At 56.7% G+C, this 17,781-nt stretch carries 11 protein-coding genes; 3 read left to right on the top strand and 8 right to left on the bottom strand.

Going from position 1 to position 17,781, the window contains the following annotated elements; genetic code table 11:
• Nucleotides 1–144: 144 nt before the first annotated feature.
• The 3 genes from H9S92_RS18765 to H9S92_RS18755 all read right to left on the bottom strand — a co-directional run bounded on the left by H9S92_RS18765 (nt 145) and on the right by H9S92_RS18755 (nt 5,990).
• Nucleotides 145–2,706 (bottom strand): transglycosylase domain-containing protein, encoded by a 2,562-nt coding sequence (locus H9S92_RS18765; protein WP_187468237.1) that lies wholly within the window; start codon nt 2,704–2,706, stop codon nt 145–147.
• Between the two features lie 169 nt (nt 2,707–2,875).
• Nucleotides 2,876–4,510: an L-glutamate gamma-semialdehyde dehydrogenase gene (pruA, locus tag H9S92_RS18760; protein WP_187468236.1), complete on the bottom strand. Its 1,635-nt coding sequence runs from the start codon at nt 4,508–4,510 to the stop codon at nt 2,876–2,878.
• Between the two features lie 247 nt (nt 4,511–4,757).
• Nucleotides 4,758–5,990, bottom strand: a complete 1,233-nt coding sequence (locus H9S92_RS18755) for a M14 family zinc carboxypeptidase (protein ID WP_187468235.1) — start codon at nt 5,988–5,990, stop codon at nt 4,758–4,760.
• A 201-nt stretch (nt 5,991–6,191) separates the two neighbouring features.
• Between H9S92_RS18755 and uxuA the strand changes: the two genes are divergently transcribed.
• A complete protein-coding gene (gene uxuA / locus H9S92_RS18750) occupies nt 6,192–7,319 on the top strand; it encodes a mannonate dehydratase (RefSeq protein ID WP_187468234.1) in 1,128 nt (375 codons plus the stop codon).
• Nucleotides 7,320–7,366: 47 nt separating this feature from the next.
• Nucleotides 7,367–8,761 carry a glucuronate isomerase gene (gene uxaC, locus H9S92_RS18745; protein WP_187468233.1) on the top strand — a complete coding sequence of 465 codons (1,395 nt, stop codon included), beginning with the start codon at nt 7,367–7,369 and terminating at the stop codon, nt 8,759–8,761.
• A 276-nt stretch (nt 8,762–9,037) separates the two neighbouring features.
• On the opposite strand, the gene H9S92_RS18740 is transcribed toward uxaC, so the two are convergent.
• From H9S92_RS18740 to H9S92_RS18730, 3 genes are all read right to left on the bottom strand, one after another.
• The gene (locus tag H9S92_RS18740; protein WP_187468232.1) at nt 9,038–12,763 is read right to left on the bottom strand and encodes a metallophosphoesterase; all 3,726 of its coding nucleotides are present in this window, start codon (nt 12,761–12,763) and stop codon (nt 9,038–9,040) included.
• A 165-nt stretch (nt 12,764–12,928) separates the two neighbouring features.
• Nucleotides 12,929–14,158 (bottom strand): Pycsar system effector family protein, encoded by a 1,230-nt coding sequence (locus tag H9S92_RS18735; RefSeq protein WP_187468231.1) that lies wholly within the window; start codon nt 14,156–14,158, stop codon nt 12,929–12,931.
• A gap of 433 nt (nt 14,159–14,591) precedes the next feature.
• Nucleotides 14,592–15,143: an HD domain-containing protein gene (locus H9S92_RS18730; protein ID WP_187468230.1), complete on the bottom strand. Its 552-nt coding sequence runs from the start codon at nt 15,141–15,143 to the stop codon at nt 14,592–14,594.
• Nucleotides 15,144–15,434: 291 nt separating this feature from the next.
• On the opposite strand from H9S92_RS18730, the gene H9S92_RS18725 reads away from it, so the two are divergent.
• On the top strand, nt 15,435–16,475 hold the full coding sequence (locus H9S92_RS18725) for an alkaline phosphatase D family protein (RefSeq protein ID WP_187468229.1): 1,041 nt from the start codon (nt 15,435–15,437) through the stop codon (nt 16,473–16,475).
• 255 nt (nt 16,476–16,730) lie between these two features.
• Here H9S92_RS18725 and H9S92_RS18720 read toward each other — a convergent pair whose 3' ends face one another.
• Nucleotides 16,731–17,459, bottom strand: a complete 729-nt coding sequence (locus tag H9S92_RS18720) for a YqjF family protein (protein WP_187468228.1) — start codon at nt 17,457–17,459, stop codon at nt 16,731–16,733.
• Nucleotides 17,459–17,668 carry a hypothetical protein gene (locus H9S92_RS18715; RefSeq protein WP_187468227.1) on the bottom strand — a complete coding sequence of 70 codons (210 nt, stop codon included), beginning with the start codon at nt 17,666–17,668 and terminating at the stop codon, nt 17,459–17,461. Before H9S92_RS18715 ends, H9S92_RS18720 begins: the two co-directional genes overlap by 1 nt.
• Nucleotides 17,669–17,781 lie beyond the last annotated feature (113 nt).

The following is a 17,781-nucleotide window of genomic DNA, read 5'->3' as shown; positions in this document are numbered from 1 at the left end:
CTACGACCCAGAGGGTCTCGACCTATTAAGCGCTTGAGCCTCCCCGGTTGGCTAAAGTGAGTACGGCTGCGGCCTGGCTAATTAGACAGCCTACCCTTAGTGGTTCAAAAAAAGCTGCGCAGCAGCATGTCCTCGCGACCCTCCCTAAAAGTCCGGGTTGTTATTGATCCCCCCGCCAAATTGATCATCAAGGAACAGAGAATCCTGCCGGCCAAAGACATCGTCGTTGTTGCCATTGTAGCTGCCGCAGTTGAGTTCGATTCCGAGGTCGCCTTTGGGTCGGGTGAAATCGCGTTTGGTATCCCATTCGATGCTTTCGTCGCTTTGGGTGGCTTTGACGAATTCGCGAAAGAAAGGCTTCGCCATGTGGGCTCCGCTGCCCAGGCCCAGGTCGCGGAAGCGCAACCAGCGGGCGTCGCCACCCACCCAGGTACCCACCACCAGTTCTGGCGTTACCCCCATGAACCAGCCGTCGGTTTGGTCGTTCGTCGTTCCCGTCTTGCCCCCCACCGGGCCTTTGATGCCCGTAAGTCCTCCACCGGCCGCTTTGCGGAGCAGTTCCAACATCACGTAATTGGCGGCCGGACTGATCGCGCGGCGGTCATCGGGTACGTACTCGTATACGACGCGACCGGTTCGATCGACGATTTTGGTCAGGAAAACGGGCTTTTGGTAAACGCCGTTGTTGCCGAAGGTGGTGTAGGCTCCCGTCATTTGCTGCACCGTCAGGTCCACTGCACCCAGGGCAATGGAAGGGTAGGCGGGGATGTCCTCTTTTTGAATCCCCATGCTGGCTACGAGGTTCCTGACCGGCTCCGTTGACCCCAGTTCCTGCATCAGGTAGGCGGATACGGTGTTGACGGAGTTGGCCAGGCCGTGGTAGAGGTTCATGAATTGGCCGGAGTAGACGTTGTTGGCATTCCGCGGCGTCCAGGGCTCCTGGAGGTAGAAACTGCCGTCGCCCGGAGCGATGGTGATGGGTTGGTCCAGTACTTCGAAACAGGGGCTGATGCCGCGCAAATCCACGGAGGCCGCGTAGACGAAAGGTTTGAAGGTAGAGCCTACCTGCCGGTGCGTCGTTACGTGATCGAACTGAAACCATTTAAAGTTGGTACCGCCCACCCAGGTTTTCACAAATCCCGTTTGCGGCTCCATGCTCATGCTGCCAATCTGCAAAATCATTTTGTGATAGCGGATACTGTCAAGCGGGGTCATCGTCGTATCGGTCTCCATGCGCACCCGGTCGTAGGTGAATACGCGCATTTTGACGGGTTTATCGAACTCGGTTTTGGCTTTGGCTTGCAGCTTTTCCCAGGCGGTTTCCAGGTCCTTGAACTCCGGCAGCTTCATCACCTGCTGGTGTTTGTCGGCCAGCTTGTTGCTGATGAGGTCGGCACGGACGAGTTCCCGCAGGGTACCTGGTTCCTTCAACTCCTGCATCATGCGCGCCACCTCGCGGTCGTCTTCGTGGAAGGTGAGGTCGTTTTTGGTATTTATTTCCTGCAAGACGGGCAGGAGAATACTGGCCCGCAACTGTTGGTAGCGGTCGGAGCGACGAATTTCCCGTTGCAGGCTCTCCTGCCGCAACTCTACCGGTATTTCGGTTTTGCTGGAGGGGCTTTCGTAGGTCCAGGGGTCCAGTTTCCTCCAGTGGTTGAAAAACTCCTTTTGCAGCTTTTTCATGTGGATGAGGGCCTGCTCCTCCGCGTGCCGCTGCATGGCGGGGTTGATGGTGGTATGGAAGGTGAGGCCGTCGCGGTCAATGTCGTAGCGATCTCCGTTAGACTTTGCGTACTGCGGCTGGCTGAGGATTTTTTTGGCTTCTTCCTTGAGGACCATACGGAAGTAGGGTGCCGCCCCGTCATCGTGCATCTGCCGGCTGAACTTGATGCCGAGGGGCAATTGACTCAGGCGGTCGAATTCTTCCTGGGTCAGGTAGTTGTTCCGTTTCATCTGGGCCAGGACGGTGTTGCGGCGCTGGCGAACCAGCTCCTCGCGCCGCAGCGGATTGTAGAGGGAGGCGTTTTTCAGCATTCCCACCAGTGTAGCGGCTTCCTGGGGTTCGAGTTCGTGGGGGCGTTTGCCACCGAAGTAGTTCTCACTGGCTGCGCGGATGCCCTGGGCACCGTTGATGAAATCGTAGCGGTTGAGGTACATCGCAATGATTTCCTGCTTGGTGTACTTCCGTTCCAGGCGCACGGCAATGATCCACTCCTGCAGCTTTTGAAAGAGGCGTTCTACGATGTTCTTGCTGCCTTCCCCGCCTTCGGTGAACAGGAGTTTGGCCAGCTGCTGGGTGATCGTTGAACCTCCACCGGAGGAAGATTGCCGCAAAATTCCCGTCTTTACCACCGCCCGGGCAAGGGCCTTGTAGTCGATGCCACTGTGCTGGTAGTAGCGTTCATCCTCGGTGGCCACCAGGGCGGGCTCCAGGTAGGGACCCAGCTCATCGAAGTCGACCATCACCCGGTTTTCCAGGAAGTAGCGGCCCAGAATGCTGCCGTCTTCGGCCAAAACCCGGGAGGCTTCGTTGTTTTTCGGGTTTTCGAGCTCTTCCACCGAGGGCAGGTCGGTGAAACTCAGGCCCAGGAAAAGCAAGATGAAAACGATGGGCAGCAACAGGATGCCCCGCCACAGCCACTGGATGGTACGGCGGTGCCCGGCGTGCTCAATGTCTTTAAACAAAAACTCCTTGATCCGGTCCATGAAGGTTAATTTAAAACAAATCCCGGGCAAAGATCGGAAATTTTTCCCACTGTGCGCGCAAGGGGCAACTGCGGACGGCCCGGGACGGATAGCGTGGTCCGGTCTTTTCTGTGGGGCGCGGCCGCAGGTGCTGGCCCCGGAACCAACAGCGATGAAAGGCGCGAGCCCCTTACTCGCCCAGGAAAGGGTAGCGGTAATCCCGCGGTGCCGCAAAGTTTTCCTTGATCAGGCGTGGCGAGATCCAGCGCGTAAGGTTGAGGGCCGAGCCCGCCTTGTCGTTCGTCCCACTGCCCCGCGCGCCCCCGAAAGGCTGCTGGCCCACTACGGCCCCGGTGGGTTTGTCGTTTACGTAGAAATTGCCGGCGGCGTTGGCCAGTGCGCGGGTTGCCTGGTCGATCACGTTGCGGTCGGTGGCAAACACGGCCCCCGTCAGCGCGTAGGGCGAGGTCGTATCCACCAGCTCCAGGGCCTTCTCCCAGTCGGCATCGGGGTAAACGTATACCGTCAGCACTGGCCCAAAAATTTCTTCTTCCATGGTGGTGGAGTGGGGGTCTTCGGTTAGGATCACCGTAGGCTCGATGAAGTAGCCTTTGGATTTATCGTGGCCGCCTCCGGCAATGATTTCCCGGCCCGCCTTGCCTTTTTCGCCGTCGATGTAGGCCGCGATCTTATCGAAGGCCCGCTCGTCAATGACGGCGTTGATGAAGTTGCTGAAGTCTTCAACGGTGCCCATCTTCAGCGTGGCCAGGTCGGCCAGCAGGCGTTCACGGATGGTGGGCCAGAGGCTGGCTGGCAGGTAGGCACGGCTGGCGGCCGAACACTTCTGCCCCTGGTACTCGAAAGCACCCCGCAGGCAAGCCACTGCCACCTGTTCAGCATCCGCATCGGGGTGGGCAATGATGAAGTCTTTGCCACCGGTTTCCCCCACGATGCGGGGGTAGCTGCGGTATTTTTCAATGTTGGCCCCGATCTCTTTCCAGAGGTGACGGAAAACGCCGGTGCTGCCCGTAAAGTGCAGGCCGGCAAAGTCGCGGTGCTTGAAGACGATGTCGCCCACCACCGGCCCGTCGGTGTAAATCAGGTTGATGACGCCGGGAGGAAGACCCGCTGCCGCGAAGAGTTCCATGATGACTACGGCGGAGTAGATCTGGGTTTCGGCGGGCTTCCAGACGACGGTATTGCCGCAGAGCGCCGGTGCCGCCGGCAGGTTGGCCGCAATGCTGGTAAAGTTAAACGGCGTAATGGCCAGCACGAAGCCTTCCAGCGGACGGTACTCCAGCTTGTTCCACGTCGGGGAGGGAGAGTGCAAAGGCTGCTCGCGGTAAATTTCCTGCAGGAAGTAGGCGTTGAAGCGGAAGAAATCACACAACTCCGCAACGGCATCAATTTCCGCCTGATAGGCATTCTTGCTCTGGCCCAGCATCGTGGCGGCATTCATGCGCGCGCGGAAGGGGCCGGCCAGCAGGTCGGCCGCCCGCAGAAATACCGCCGCCCGCTCCTGCCAGGGCGTCGCCGCCCAGCTGGCTTTGGCCCGCAGTGCAGCGGCAATGGCTTCGTGTACCTGCCCGGCCGTGCCGCGGTAAAAATGCCCCAGCGTGTGGGCTATTTCGTGGGGCGGGTGGACACTGACTTTCTCCTGCCCGGCAAAAACGGCTTTGCCATCAATGTAGGCGGGCAGTTCCGCCACGTGGCTTTTTGCAGCGTGCAGGGCGGCCTGGAGGCTTTTTCGCTCGGGACTGTTGGGCGCGTAGGAGAGGACCGGCTCGTTGGCGGGCACGGCAATGTGGTAGATGGCGTTGGACATGGTGTGGATTTATTTGGTCGCTGATGCGGTGGGGCGAAGGTAGGTAATGCTTTTTTACTGGCTCAGCCCATGGAGTTGCATGGAGTAAAGCATGGAGTTACATGGAGTTTGGGACGGTTCAGGACGTCCCGTCCGGCTTGACTTAGCCCATGGAGTATCGTGGAGTAAAGCATGGAGTTACATGGAGTTTGGGATGGCTCCGGACGTCCCGTCTGGCATTTCTTAGCCCATGGAGTATAGCCCGAAGTTAGCGTTTGCGGCGGGCGTCCAGGCCGGCGGCGTAACTCCGTTCCAGTTGAATGTTAAGGTCGGTGCGGCGGCCATCGTAGATCATGACGGGGATCCACTGGCTTTCGTAGCCCTGGGCAGAAATTTCCACCTGGTAGGCCCCGGCGGCGAGGTAGCGGTGGAAGTCGCCCAATTTCGCTTCGGTGAAGACGTCGGAGTTTTCGCGGTCGTGGCCGGGGATGCTGATTTTGGCCACAACGGGCTGGCCGGTGTGGTAATCCGTTACTGTGCCGTGCAGGCCGTAGCGGGCTTCGTTGACGTAGCCGAGGAGGGCGGGAGCGACGTAGCGCCAGAGCTCGGGCAGTTGTTGGGCGGGAAAGCGTTTGGCGTTGCTCACTTCCAGGGTGGCCTCGCGGCAACGGTGGTAGTAGTTCATGTAATCCTGGCGGGAGCCAGCGATGGGGTACCAGTCGTGGCCGTTCGTAACGCCACTGTGGCGATCCTGGAAGTAGGTGTCGCGGCCACTGGCGGTCTGGGCGCGCCGGGCGAAGTCGCGGCTCACGCGAAGCCACCAGGCATTGTCGGCGTGGCGGTTGCGGTAGGTGTCCCAGGGGTAGTTGAAAACCTCGGCGCCGCCGTGGAGGTTGATGGCGAGGTCGAAGCCCTTTTCCCGGGCCGCCCGCATGAAGATGATGGTTTCGGGTTGGTAGTCATTGCCGTCGGGGTGGTTGCCGTCGTCGGGGTCGGGGTAGTTGCGGTTCAGGTCTACGCCGTTGGCGTTGCCGCGGCGCGATCCGTCCAGGGTGTGGTTGCCGGCGGCGAAGGCCCCGTCGGGGTTAGCCAGCGGATTGATGAAAAGTTCGACGTCGCCCAGCACATTACCCGGGTTCTCGCGCAAGACCTCTTCGGCCATTTGCAGCAGCAGCCAGTAGCCCGCCGTTTCATCGCCGTGCATTGCCGCGCTGCACAGCACCCGGGGCCGGGCGTTGGGCAGCGTCACGCGGGAAGTGAGGCGGAGCGTGAGGATTTTGCGGCCGGAGGGCAGTGTTCCCCAGGTCTCCAGCGCACAGCGGTCGGGGTATTTTTTGGCCAGCCCCTTCATGATCTGAAGGTAGTGATCGTAGGTAGGATAGGCCTGGGCAGGGACTAAGCGTTCGGTCTTCGCTCCTGCATCAGCCATCAACAGGCCGCGCTGGGCACTGAGGGGGCCCAGCAGCAGAAGGGTCAACAGCAGGGTAAAAAATCGCGTCATCGGGGGACCAAGATAATAAATAGAAACTCTAACGGCTTAGGGGGCCCGGGGTTGTGTCGGCCAGACGTTCTTTGCTGCCCCCCCTTTGGGGGTTGGGGGGTGTTCTTTCCCCTGCATCCTGCGGCCGCGCCCAAAATTGGCTGTTGGTAAGGGTTTTTACACGCTACTTTCGTCTGATAATCTGACCATCAATTCATCCATATGTTTCCCACCTGGCGCTGGTACGGCCCGCAAGATCCCATCGACATTGAAGAAGTCAAAGCTACTGGCGCTCAGGGAGTTGTGACGGCGCTGCACCACGTTCCGAACGGGGAAGTGTGGACGCGCGAGGCCATCCGGCAGCGCAAAGCGGAGCTGGCCGGCCTGCCGTGGTCGGTGGTGGAAAGCGTGCCCGTGCACGAAGGCATCAAGCAAAACACGGCGGCGGCCCCGCAGCTGCTCAAAAATTTCCAGGCCTGCATCCGCCACCTGGCGGCGGAGGGGGTGACGACGATTTGTTACAACTTTATGCCCGTCCTCGATTGGACGCGGACGCGGCTGGCCGTGCCCGTTTTGGGCGGCACTACGGTGGCCCTGTACGGCCTCGATCTGGCGGCTTTTGACCTTTATATGCTCGCCCGGCCCGGTGCGGAAAAGGACTATCCGGAGGAAGTGCGGGCGCTGGCGCAGGTGCATTGGGAGGGGATGACGGCAGCGGACAAAGAAGAGGTTTCCGCAGTCATGCTCAAGGGATTACCGGGTTCGGAAGAGAGTTTTGTGATGGATACTTTTCGGGCGGCGATTGCCCCGTACCTGCACATCGACCGGGCGCGCTTCCGCGATAACCTCCGGCGTTTTCTGGAGGCGGTGGTGCCCGTCGCGCAGCAGGAAGGCGTTCACCTGACGATCCACCCCGACGATCCGCCGTGGTCGGTCGTGGGCCTGCCGCGCATCGTTTCTACCCACGCCGACCTGGCCGAGTTGCTGGCCATGGTGGACTTGCCCGCCAACGGACTTTGCCTCTGCACCGGCTCCCTGGGCGCGCGGGCGGACAATGACCTGCCGGCCATGGCGCGGGCTTTTGCCGACCGCATTCACTTCCTCCATTTCCGCAACGTGGCGCGGGAAGCCCACGGCAGCTTCGTGGAAAGCGGGCATTTGCAGGGCGACGTCAACATGGCCGCCGTGATGAAAGCATTGCTGCACCGCAACATTCCCTACCGCCCCGACCACGGCTTTACCATCCTCGACGATCGCCGGCGGCGGACCAACCCCGGCTACAGCCTCTACGGACGCATGAAGGGGCTGGCCGAGTTGGAAGGCCTTCGCACGGGCTTGCAGGCGCGTTAGCAGGCTGCCCAAGCTATCCATTTTTTCGTCTTTTTCTACTTCTTACCATGATTCACGAAGACTGGCTGCTTTCCACGCCCCTGGCCCGTAGGCTCTACCACGGCGTGGCCAAAGACCAGCCCATCATCGATTACCACAACCACCTCATCCCGGAGCAACTGGCCAGCAACCACCGCTTTGCCAACCTGCACGCGGCGTGGCTGGCGGGCGACCACTACAAATGGCGGGCCATGCGGATGCTGGGCGTGGAAGAAAAACTGATTACCGGCGACGCCGCCCCCCGCGACAAATTCCGGGCCTTCGCCAGCGCTTTGCCCTACACGTTGCGCAATCCGCTCTACCACTGGAGCCACCTCGAACTGGACCGCTACTTCGGCATCACGGCCCCCCTCAACGCCCAGAACGCCGACGCGGTCTACGACGAAGCCAGTGCGTTTTTGAACACCGCCGCCGGGGGCACCTGGCGCTTGCTGGCCGATAAAAAGGTGGAGATGGTGTGTACTACCGATGACCCGGCGGACGACCTGGCCCACCACGCGGCCTTGGCGGGGAGTGACTGCCCGGTCCGGATGCTACCGGGCTGGCGGCCGGATAAGGCCTTGCTCATCGGCGCGCCGGGCTGGACCGACTACGTGGCCCGGCTGGCGGAGCTGACGGGGACCAGCATCAGCGGCTACGACGACCTGCTGGCGGCGCTGGACCGCCGGCTCGACCACTTCGCCGCCCACGGCTGTACGATCTCCGACCACGGACTGAGCCATTTGCCCGACGTCGCCTACGACCTGGAAGTAGCCCGGGAGGTGTGTGGACAGGCATTGCTTTCCAAGACGTCCCCCGCACCTGCGTTGCGCGCCCAAACCTTTTTGGTGACCCTGCTGACCGACCTGGCGCGGAGGTACGCCGCCCGGGGCTGGGTGATGCAACTCCACCTCGGGGCCCTGCGCAATAACAATGCGCGCGGCCTGCGGGAACTGGGGCCCGATACGGGTTTTGATTCGATTGGCGACTTCCCCCAAGCCAGCGGCCTGAGCCGGTTTTTGAACCACCTGGACAATACCCACGAGCTGCCGAAAACCATTCTCTACAACCTCAATCCCGCCGATAACGCCGTTTTTGCGACGATGATCGGCAATTTTGCCAGCGGCGGTGGACGCGGCAAGGTGCAGTGGGGCTCCGCCTGGTGGTTTTTGGACCAGTGGGACGGCATGACCGAACAACTCAATACGCTTTCGAATATGGGCGTACTGGCCACCTTCGTGGGGATGCTGACGGATTCGCGGAGTTTTCTGAGTTTTCCACGCCACGAATATTTCCGGCGCCTGCTGTGTAATTTATTGGGGGAAGATGCGGCGCAAGGGAAAATACCGGCGGATGAGGCTTTACTGGGGGAAATTGTGGCGGGGGTTTGTTATGGGAATGCTCGGGGTTATTTTAATGAGTGAATGCGTGAATGAGTGAATGCGTGACCGCCGTAGGCAGCAGCGTAAGCTAATGGGCTGCCGCACGTGGTAGGTTTGATAGGTTTTTAGCCCGTGGAGTTTTAGCCCATGGAGTTGCATGGAGTTAGGCATGGAGTTAATGGAGTTTTTGGGTGGGATACGGACCTTTGGTCCGGCTGGTTTTTAGCCCATGGAATTGCATAGAGTAAGGCATGGAGTTAATGGAGTTTTTGGGTGGGATCCGGACCTCTGGTCCGGCGGATAGGCTGCACGGTCTTCTTAGAAGAAAAATTGCCCGCCGAAAGAAAAGCGCATGATTCCTTCGTCCGTTTGAAAAAGGGAAAATTTGAGGTCTAATAAGTCCAGGGGGCTGATCCAAATGCCGCCACCGAAGCTGTAGTGCCACAAGTCGGAGTCCTCGCCGTCCAGCCAGACGCGTCCGTAATCGTAACCAGCGAGTAAGCCCATGGAAAAAGGTAGAATATTGTTTTGCGACGAAACTGCCTTCCAGCGCAAATCGGTATTGTGGTAGAAAGCGGATCTTCCCGTGAAGCGTTCCCGGCGGAAACCGCGTAGATTGCTGTTCGGCCCGATTCCGCCGAGGGTAGCGCCTTGAAAAAATTCAAAGTCGTTGTTAAAAATATGTTTGCCCCCAACGCGGGTGGCAAAAACGAGTTTGCCATTGGCCGTCAGCTGTTGGTAAATGGCGAGGGCTCCTTCGGAAGAAGGGAAATGCTTGTTTCCGTCGTCCAGAGAAGTAGTCCAGGCTACGTTAGCGTGAAAATTAACTCCGCGGGTCGGGAAAACCGGATCGTTGAGGTTTTCTAACCTGACGTGGGCTTGTACGCCGAGGTATTCTGATCCCTCAAATATTTCCGGGTTGAGTTGGGGCTCCAGCTGATTGATCAGCCGCTCGTCATCCGATAAGTCGATACGAATCGATTCAAATAGAGGGCCGAACCCCACCGATAAAGCGCGGTTGTAGTGGCGCACGTAGGTAGGCTGCAAAGCAATGTAGCGCTGTAAGACCCGGTTATAGTTCACCCCAAAGGTGTCTTCCCTGTTTTCGGTTTCGTTCCCCAATCCATAAAAATTAAATGCGTAGAGTGGATTGCGTAGGGTAGTGGCCAGGTGCAGATTCCCCTTGCCAATGGCTTCAACGATTTCTCCCTGGTATTTGAACTCCCACCCCGCACTGCCAAAGGCATACTTTAAGGAAAGTTGGTGGCGATCGGCAAACGGCGATTTTTTGAATCCATGATTTACAAAAGTGGTGCTCAAACCCAGCAAAAAGCCATCATCGGGGTTGACCCCAACACTGGGCACGACGGTAGCATAGTCAAATTCGTAGTCTTTGGAGAGCCGATTATAGGTATTGAACTTAGGGTCTTCGGAGGTCTTTACGCTCGTTTTCGGTCCGCGCTGAATGGTAAGGTCTTTTCCCTCGTCATCGTAAATGATGGCTTTCACTTTCGATGCGTCCCGGATGTCTTCTTTTCCTTCTCCGCCGATGATGCGAATCAACGGCCCTTTTTGGCCATCGCCGCTCAGTTGGATCACATCGTCGTTGTCGAGTCCGTATAATCTGATTTCCTTGGTTTCCGGGTAGCGAAAGGTGCGTTCATACATCATCCGCCCTTTCTTTCCCTCTTTATTGGTGTCATACACCCTGATCCGGGTCGTTCCGTCCTTAGCGTGGACGACTTCAAAGAGGTCCTTTTTGTGGGTGCCCAGCACGTCGACTTTCTTAGCGTGGAAGGCGTAGAAAGACCTGGCCATCTGCGCCAGATTTTTCTTTCGTTCGATCATGGTCTGGGCAATCCGGTACCCATCCAGCTGATAAAGATCATCTGGCCACGTGGATTCGAATGCACGGTAAATGACCTCATCGGTCAGGCTTTTTTGGATTTCCTCCAGTTCTTTTTCCCAAATTTCCCAGGTCGCTCCCGAGAGAAAGGTCGGGTCAAAATAGCGGGCCCCGTAGTGGGACCAGTGGATCTTTTTCTCGTAGGCAGCGTATGCCCGCAGCGGACGCGAAGCCGGTACCAGCCTTCGGGCCAGGGAATAAACCACCCCGTCGTATTTGCTGAAGGCCTGGTCACGATCCCGTGGAATTGGACGGTACAGGGTTTGGTCCGGCCCCTTGATTTTGGCCCAGCGCCACTGGTCATCGTGCCGGTCCCAATCACCAATCAACAGGTCAAAGATTCTGGCCCTGGCTACGGCCCGGAAGTCGATGCGATGATTGTGGTGTTCTTTTATGGCTTCAATTACGTCGTGGGTGCTGATGATCTCGTCGGGGTTGCCCAGGTTGGGGTGGTCTTTCCAACCCTTTCCATCGGGGCGTTCTTCTACCAGGTAAAGGGCATTGCCAAAGTCTTCGTTATAGTTACCCAAGGCCCGTTGTTGGGGGATATAGAAAATGCGCGGATTGGTGTGGTAAACCCCTGCCGCCCGGGCGAGGGGAGGCACGGCCTGGGCAGCAAGGGGGTGCGCGGAGTTGAAGGCATCGGCATACACATTTTGGATTAAGGTGGACTGGCTCAGGGGATAAGCAATGGTTCGGCTGGCGTCTTTGATGATGGAACGCATGGTATACTGCCTGCCGTCGGGAGCCTCCAAACGAATGGAGTTGGTTTGATAGCCGCCGCCTTTCTTGACGGGTGTAACGCCTCCCTGGTAAGCGCTCAGGTCTAATACCGGGTAGTCCAGAAAGGTGTTATAGGCCTGACGGTAATGCGCTCCCCAGAACACCTTCCGCAGCCCTTTGCGGTCTACACTTTCGTTGAAGATGGGTAAGCTAATCTCCTTTTGCTCCGTATCCAGGGCGGGAATATCCTGCGCACTGAGCGATTGTTTACCAGGCAAAGGCCCTTTTACCTGTTTCCGGAAAACGACTTTTCCTTTGGCTTCATCCGTGGCATCTACTGACCAAAACTGCACCCACACGGAGCCATCTTCGTAGACAATCAATTCCGAAAATCCGTAGTTTCCGTAGGCAAATTGGGTGCCTTGCCCCGCGCGGGTAGGACTTCGTTTTGACCCAGCACCGCTTACAATAAAAAACTGATTACCGGCCTCAGTATATTGCAGGCTGTGCTCGTGGCCAGAGACAAAGATGAACTGACCATTTTTCTGGGCCACACTCAATACAAAATCGCGGAAGGCCCGGTATTCGGGGTGGGCCATATCCGATTTTGTCCCGATGGCAGATCGGTAAAAGGGATAAACGGAGCCGACTATTGGCAGAGGCAACCACAAGTTTTTATGTACTCTGGTGAGCGGAAAGAGGTGGTCTTTCAATGGAAAGGCTCCTCCGTGCGGTCCCATGGAGTAGAGGGGGTGGTGCAAGGCAACGATTACGTTTTTTTCCCGGTTGCTCTTTAAGGCAGCCTCGAACAATAGCTTGAAATTCTCCCGACTTTTTGCCTCACAGTTCTGGTTAATTTCCGTTTCACCCTCCCAATCGGTGAGCCACCATTCTGAATCGATCATGATCAGCACCAAGTCATCCGTTACATCCACCACCTTGGGGTCGCCACAGCCGCAGTCGGGCTGCCACACATCCTTTTCATCCAAGTAGTCCTCAATAAATTTCTTTTGCCTTTTCAAACCATCAACCCCGTATTTGTACCAATCGTGATTTCCCGGAATGAAGTAGGTCTTCCCAGGGTAATCTTTGAGGATATCCAACTGCGCACGCAAGCGAAACTCATTATCCGCCCTTTCCTCTTCCTTCTTCGCCGGTGCCATACCATTGGGGTAAATATTGTCACCCAAAAAAACAAGGGTACTGTTTTTTTGAGCCCGCTTCAACTGCTGCCCCAGCAAGCTTAGGGCGGGAGGAATTTTTCCGTCTTTGGCATTACCAGCATCGCCAATTAAGAAAATGGTTTGGCTGACGGGTTTATCGGGTAAGGCCGGTGCCCAGTTTTCCCCTTCACTGCTGTAATTGAGTTGATAAGTGGCGCAGGAGGACAGCACAGCCACCAGGCATAGAGTCATGCTTTTAAGCAATAGGCTACCAAGGCGTTTTCTATTTTTAGCAATGTCCATTGTATTTAATTGTTAGTGGTATGCAGAAGATGATTTGCGTTGCTCGTGGGCTTGTTTCCCAGAAATAGCGGTGCGCTCGTACGCACGCGGGAAGGGTTCCAGCCGCATCCGCACTTACCCATAAACGCCGCTCGCATTGAAGAAGAGGATGGCTACGACAAAGGCGAAAACCGCGACCACAATTCCGTACATGAAAATATTATAGGCCGTTCTCAGGAGGCGGTACTTTTTTGCCAGCACCACGCCGAGGAAGAAAATGTCATCGATGAGGTTGGAATAGAGGAAGGCGGAATTTTCCATCAAGTTATTCATCCCCCAGTGGTAGTCCTCTCTTTTCATCTTGTGGAAATTACCGAAAAAGAGCAAATTGGTATCGTGATTAGCAATGTCTTCCTTGGTGAATTTTCCGGAGGTAATGTTTGGCCGCAGGGATAGTATGGAGTAGACGATCGAAGATAGCGTAACCCCCAGCAGGATGATGGTGGGGGGGATGAGGTGCGTGTTGCTGTCCAGTTTTTGCATCAATCCGCCTAAAAGCACTGAAATGATGATGGAATTAATAGAAATCATGATGTTGGCCTTGCTGTCGGCCATCCCACTGATGTCAATGTGGTTCTTGGAAGTCAAACGAAACATGGTTTCAATGCCCCGTTCCGGCCGGTTTTCGGCTTTCAGTAATTTCTTTTTCAGGTCCTTCAGGTCTGATTCGCTTATCCCCAGGTCTCGGATCAATGCGGCATTGATTTTTTGTCCGGATTTTTTAATCTCCTTGCGGATTTTTTTTATGATCTTTTCTTTTTCCTTGGCTAAATGGTCCTTTCCGTATTTCGTTGCGAATTGATGCTGGGAGAGAAACTCCAGGTTAAGTTGGGCCCATTCAAGGTCAGCGTATTGCTTTCCGTAGAGCGCAGCCCATTCTTGCCGGAGCGCGTTATTACGGTCAAAATAATTGTTTTTCGACAAGTGAAACATATCCGCATCACGCAGTACTTGTTGCAGCTTATCTGCCGGCACGCTGCCCGGTTTGGTGGCCAAAATGCATGCGGTCACCTTCGCAATGAGTGCTTCATCGGCCGACACTTGCTTAAAAAAGGTGGTGGCAATCCGGACACTTTCCTGTTCATGTTCATCTTGCGTGTGGACGTACCCGGTGTCATGAAACCACGCCGCAATCAGCAAAATATCCATTTCCTCCGCACGCAGCGCTTCCGCCTGGCCGATTTCTTGCACCCCTTCCACTACCGTGCTCGTATGCTCCAGATTGTGGTAGGTGAAGGCAGGAGGTAGTTTTTCTCCCAAAAGTTCAGTGGCAAATTCTTTGGCCTGCGCTACTATTTCATTCATCGTCAGCTGTTTAGAGGAGGGGCGGCCCGGCGGTTTGGCCCGGCCCTCGCCCGCTAGGTGAAGTTAGTGCCGCACGCTTGGATTTTCGGAGCAGAGTAAAAATTTGGCGATGAAATGTCCCTTTCCGACACTCCCCAACCACCACCCGCCCGTAGCCTTCCGGCCTGCCTGCTGTCGGCACCGCGCCCTACTTTTTCTTTTGACCGAGGTACGAAGCAAGTGCAAAGACTTTGCAGGATTTTTTGTCTGCGGCGTAGTAGGATTTGTGACGGGGTGGTGCATCAGCCTTCGGGGCCTACCATCGCTTTTTTATCCCGTTCCCTGCACCTGCGGCCGCGCCCAAAAACGGCTACCGTTTTGCCGTTTGCAATAAGAAAAATGATTTCGGAGGGGATGATTTTGGTAGGCAAAAGTTCCTCAGGGCTGTAAATGCCTACCCAATATACCCTCCATACGCCTCAATTTTCGCCGCCAGCCGCGCGGCCAAATACGCATGGCCCTCCCGCAGTTCCCGGTGGATCAAGCGCGCCTCTTCCCGGTACTTTTCTTTCTTTTCCCTGGTCCAATAATAGGGTGGGGGCTGCAGGTTGCAAATGCGGTCGGCCATCTTGACGGCCCAGACGGCCTTGGGCTGTTCTTTTATCCTTTGGAGGCTATCCTGCATCATGGCGGCTTTGTCGGGTAAGGCTTCGTTTTTGGTAAGGGCCATTACGCCATTCGCTACCGCTTCGCCAAAGTGCTCCACGATCCCCGCGTAAGATTGCTGGGTATCCTCGATGGTGTCGTGCAAGACGGCACACTGGATGGCCAGGTCCGCGTCCAGGTCCTCCGCCTGTTGCAGGGCGTTCAGGATTTCAAAAGTCACACTGCCGATGTGGTTCAGGTACTCAAATTGCTCCCCCTCATCCGGTCCGGCGTATTTCTGCCCCTCGTGCAGGCGCGCCGCCAGGTGCCAGGCTTGCTGTAATTTTTCTATGGACCACATGTTGTTGCTATTTTTTTAGCTTTGAAAGCCATTGTTTTTGGCGGCGAACTGCCGTTGGGATCGCGCCGCCAAGATCTACAAAAAAATGCTGATCTCCCGTATTTTCGCTCCCCCCCCCGCCAATACCTGCACCCCCGTGGGAAGTCATCCGACGGATCATGATCTACAAAGCGTCCCGCCAACTCCCCAAGCCATTTTCTCGCCAAACCCTCATTTCTTCCTGCGGCGCATCCCGCAACGCAGTACTTTTGCCCTACGCCAGCCGGTGCGCTGGTCCACACCCCTCTCCAGATGCGTATTTTTATCCCGCTGCTGCTTTGCTTCCTGCTCGTCGGGTGCCAGCGTTCCGGCCCCACACTGGCCGCCCCGACGACTTTCAAAATTGCCTTTGGCTCTTGTGCCCACCAGGATAAACCGCAGCCCTTGCTGGACGTTGCCACCGGGCTTTCTCCCGACGTTTTCGTCTATTTAGGCGACAACATCTACGGCGATTCATACACGCTGGATACGTTGCGGGCTAAGTACGGTCGCCTGGCTGCGAAGCCCGAATTCCAGCGCCTGAAAGCTTCCACGCCGCTTTTGGCCGTGTGGGACGACCACGATTATGGCTGGAACGACGCCGGCCGGCATTTCCCGTTCAAGGAAGCATCGAAAGAAATTTTTCTGGATTTTTGGGAGGTACCCGCCACCAGTGAACGTCGTCAGCATCCCGGCATTTACGGCACCGAGTGGCTCGAACGCGATGGGCGTAAGGTGCAAATCATCTTACTGGATACCCGCACTTTCCGCGACGAATTGCTCCACCGCGACAAATCAGACACCGTCTTCAAGAACGATTACGTGCCGAACTTCAGCGCCGACAGTACTTTCCTGGGTGCCGCCCAGTGGACCTGGCTCGAAGCACAGCTGAAAATGCCGGCCGACGCGCGCATCATCGCCAGCAGCAACCAGTTCAGCCACGAATACAACGGCTGGGAAAGCTGGACCAACGTACCCCGCGAACAACAACGGATGCTCGACCTCATTCGCTCCACCAAAGCCAATGGCATTTTCTTTATTTCCGGAGACGTACACTGGGGGGAAATATCCCGGATGGAAAGCGCCGGTTTGTACCCGATTTATGACGTTACTTCCAGCGGAATTACCCAGACCTGGGACATCATCGAGCCAAACAAGTACCGCCGGGGGAAGGCCATTGCGCAAAATAATGTGGGGATGATAACGCTCACCTTCAAGGGAAATGAAGGACAGGCCCAGCTCAGCATTTTTGATGCTACGGCGTTGCCGGTGGTAACGGAAGGGGTGGATATTAATCAATTGAGGGTGAAATAGTCCAAAGAGAATATGCAAGGGGCGCGGCCGCAGGTGCTCCCCCCCGCCCCCCCGAAGGGGGGAGTAGGGACATGGAGCGAAGGGAGGAGGCTGATTTCGTTTATTTAGGGGAAATGCTCTTTTTCCTTACCCCGGATTCCGGATGCGGTGCTTGATCCTTTGCGAGATACCCCGTATTCCGGATGCTGCGCATCATCCATCCGGGGTTATTAAGGTTTAGCTGCGCTGCTACCTTCGGTGGTGACTCCTCCGGAGTCAGGGGGATGGGGGAACCCTTTTCTGCTTCCCCCACGCCAACACCTGCACCCCCGGCGAATACTGCACTTTACTCGGCTCCGCCCCCAGTAATTTGGCAAACCTCGGGTACGCCACCTCCAGCTCCCCGATCACTATTTCCTGCAGCGGCCACTCCGGGTGGTGGATTTCAAAGGCGTTGATCGCATCCGCCGTATCCTGAAACAGCGCGTACCGCTCGGTGAGCCAGCGGTCCAGGTCCGTTTTTTCGGCCTGCGCCTTTCCCGTGGTGTAGGTGATGCGCAGCCGATCCTTGAATACTGGGTTGTCCGACCGGTAGTGCTGGCCCTTTCGTTCCATTACGGAAAAGCGGTAGGGCAGCTCCGATACCCACCGCGCTACCCGACAAGACCACACCTTCCCACCTTCAATACTCAAAAAATAGACGCCCGTTTTACCCTCCGCCTTCACGTAGGTCCGGATGTTGACCTCGTAAAAATCGGACAGCGGCGGAAACGCGGGCAGCCCCCGGGGCCGGATATTCTCCATCGTAAACGCCACGACCGATACCCAGGCCTGGCCCTCAAACAGGTCAATCTCCAACTCTTTTGGCACCCACTGTTTCAGCTCGGCGAGCTCCACCGGATAGTGCAGAAAAATGGCGTCGTTCCACTCCTGGTAGAATTGCCAGCTTTGCTCAGGGAGCGGCCAGGGGCGGTGGTGGGTGAGTTGGAGGAGGGGGTGGGACATTAGCGCTGGTTGCGGACCTTTTTTACTTCCAAGAGAATCTTCGCTTCACTGGGTGCATTGTCTTCCTGGGACCTGAGCTTGGCCAGTAGGGCGGCAAAGCGGGTAAAAGGGGCTTCTTCCTCCTTGATCCGGATTAGGTCCAGCTTGGCCAGGTTTTCGAGGAGGGGAATTACGCGAGGGTCGATTATTTCGAGGGTGAGGGTGGGCATGTTGTTTTGTTTTTGGCTTAGTTAAGTGAGAGATTGCTGCGTAGGGTTGTTTTTGAAATGGCTTATGGGCAGCCCGCCAAAAAAACTCCATCAACTCCATGCCCCAACTCCAT

The sequence above is a fragment of the Neolewinella lacunae genome (assembly GCF_014349155.1).
Classification (GTDB): domain Bacteria; phylum Bacteroidota; class Bacteroidia; order Chitinophagales; family Saprospiraceae; genus Neolewinella; species Neolewinella lacunae.
The sequence above is the reverse complement of the archived record's forward strand: the minus strand, read 5'-3'. Positions and strand labels throughout refer to the sequence as shown.

Excerpts from the sequence above, each read along its gene's own strand:
- H9S92_RS18755 (WP_187468235.1), bottom strand. The coding sequence starts at position 5,990 with ATGACGCGATTTTTTACCCTGCTGTTGACCCTTCTGCTGCTGGGCCCC.
- H9S92_RS18740 (WP_187468232.1), bottom strand. The coding sequence starts at position 12,763 with ATGACTCTATGCCTGGTGGCTGTGCTGTCCTCCTGCGCCACTTATCAA.
- H9S92_RS18735 (WP_187468231.1), bottom strand. The coding sequence starts at position 14,158 with ATGAATGAAATAGTAGCGCAGGCCAAAGAATTTGCCACTGAACTTTTG.
- uxuA (WP_187468234.1), top strand. The coding sequence starts at position 6,192 with ATGTTTCCCACCTGGCGCTGGTACGGCCCGCAAGATCCCATCGACATT.
- uxaC (WP_187468233.1), top strand. The coding sequence starts at position 7,367 with ATGATTCACGAAGACTGGCTGCTTTCCACGCCCCTGGCCCGTAGGCTC.
- pruA (WP_187468236.1), bottom strand. The coding sequence starts at position 4,510 with ATGTCCAACGCCATCTACCACATTGCCGTGCCCGCCAACGAGCCGGTC.
- H9S92_RS18765 (WP_187468237.1), bottom strand. The coding sequence starts at position 2,706 with ATGGACCGGATCAAGGAGTTTTTGTTTAAAGACATTGAGCACGCCGGG.
- H9S92_RS18725 (WP_187468229.1), top strand. The coding sequence starts at position 15,435 with ATGCGTATTTTTATCCCGCTGCTGCTTTGCTTCCTGCTCGTCGGGTGC.
- H9S92_RS18730 (WP_187468230.1), bottom strand. The coding sequence starts at position 15,143 with ATGTGGTCCATAGAAAAATTACAGCAAGCCTGGCACCTGGCGGCGCGC.
- H9S92_RS18715 (WP_187468227.1), bottom strand. The coding sequence starts at position 17,668 with ATGCCCACCCTCACCCTCGAAATAATCGACCCTCGCGTAATTCCCCTC.
- H9S92_RS18720 (WP_187468228.1), bottom strand. The coding sequence starts at position 17,459 with ATGTCCCACCCCCTCCTCCAACTCACCCACCACCGCCCCTGGCCGCTC.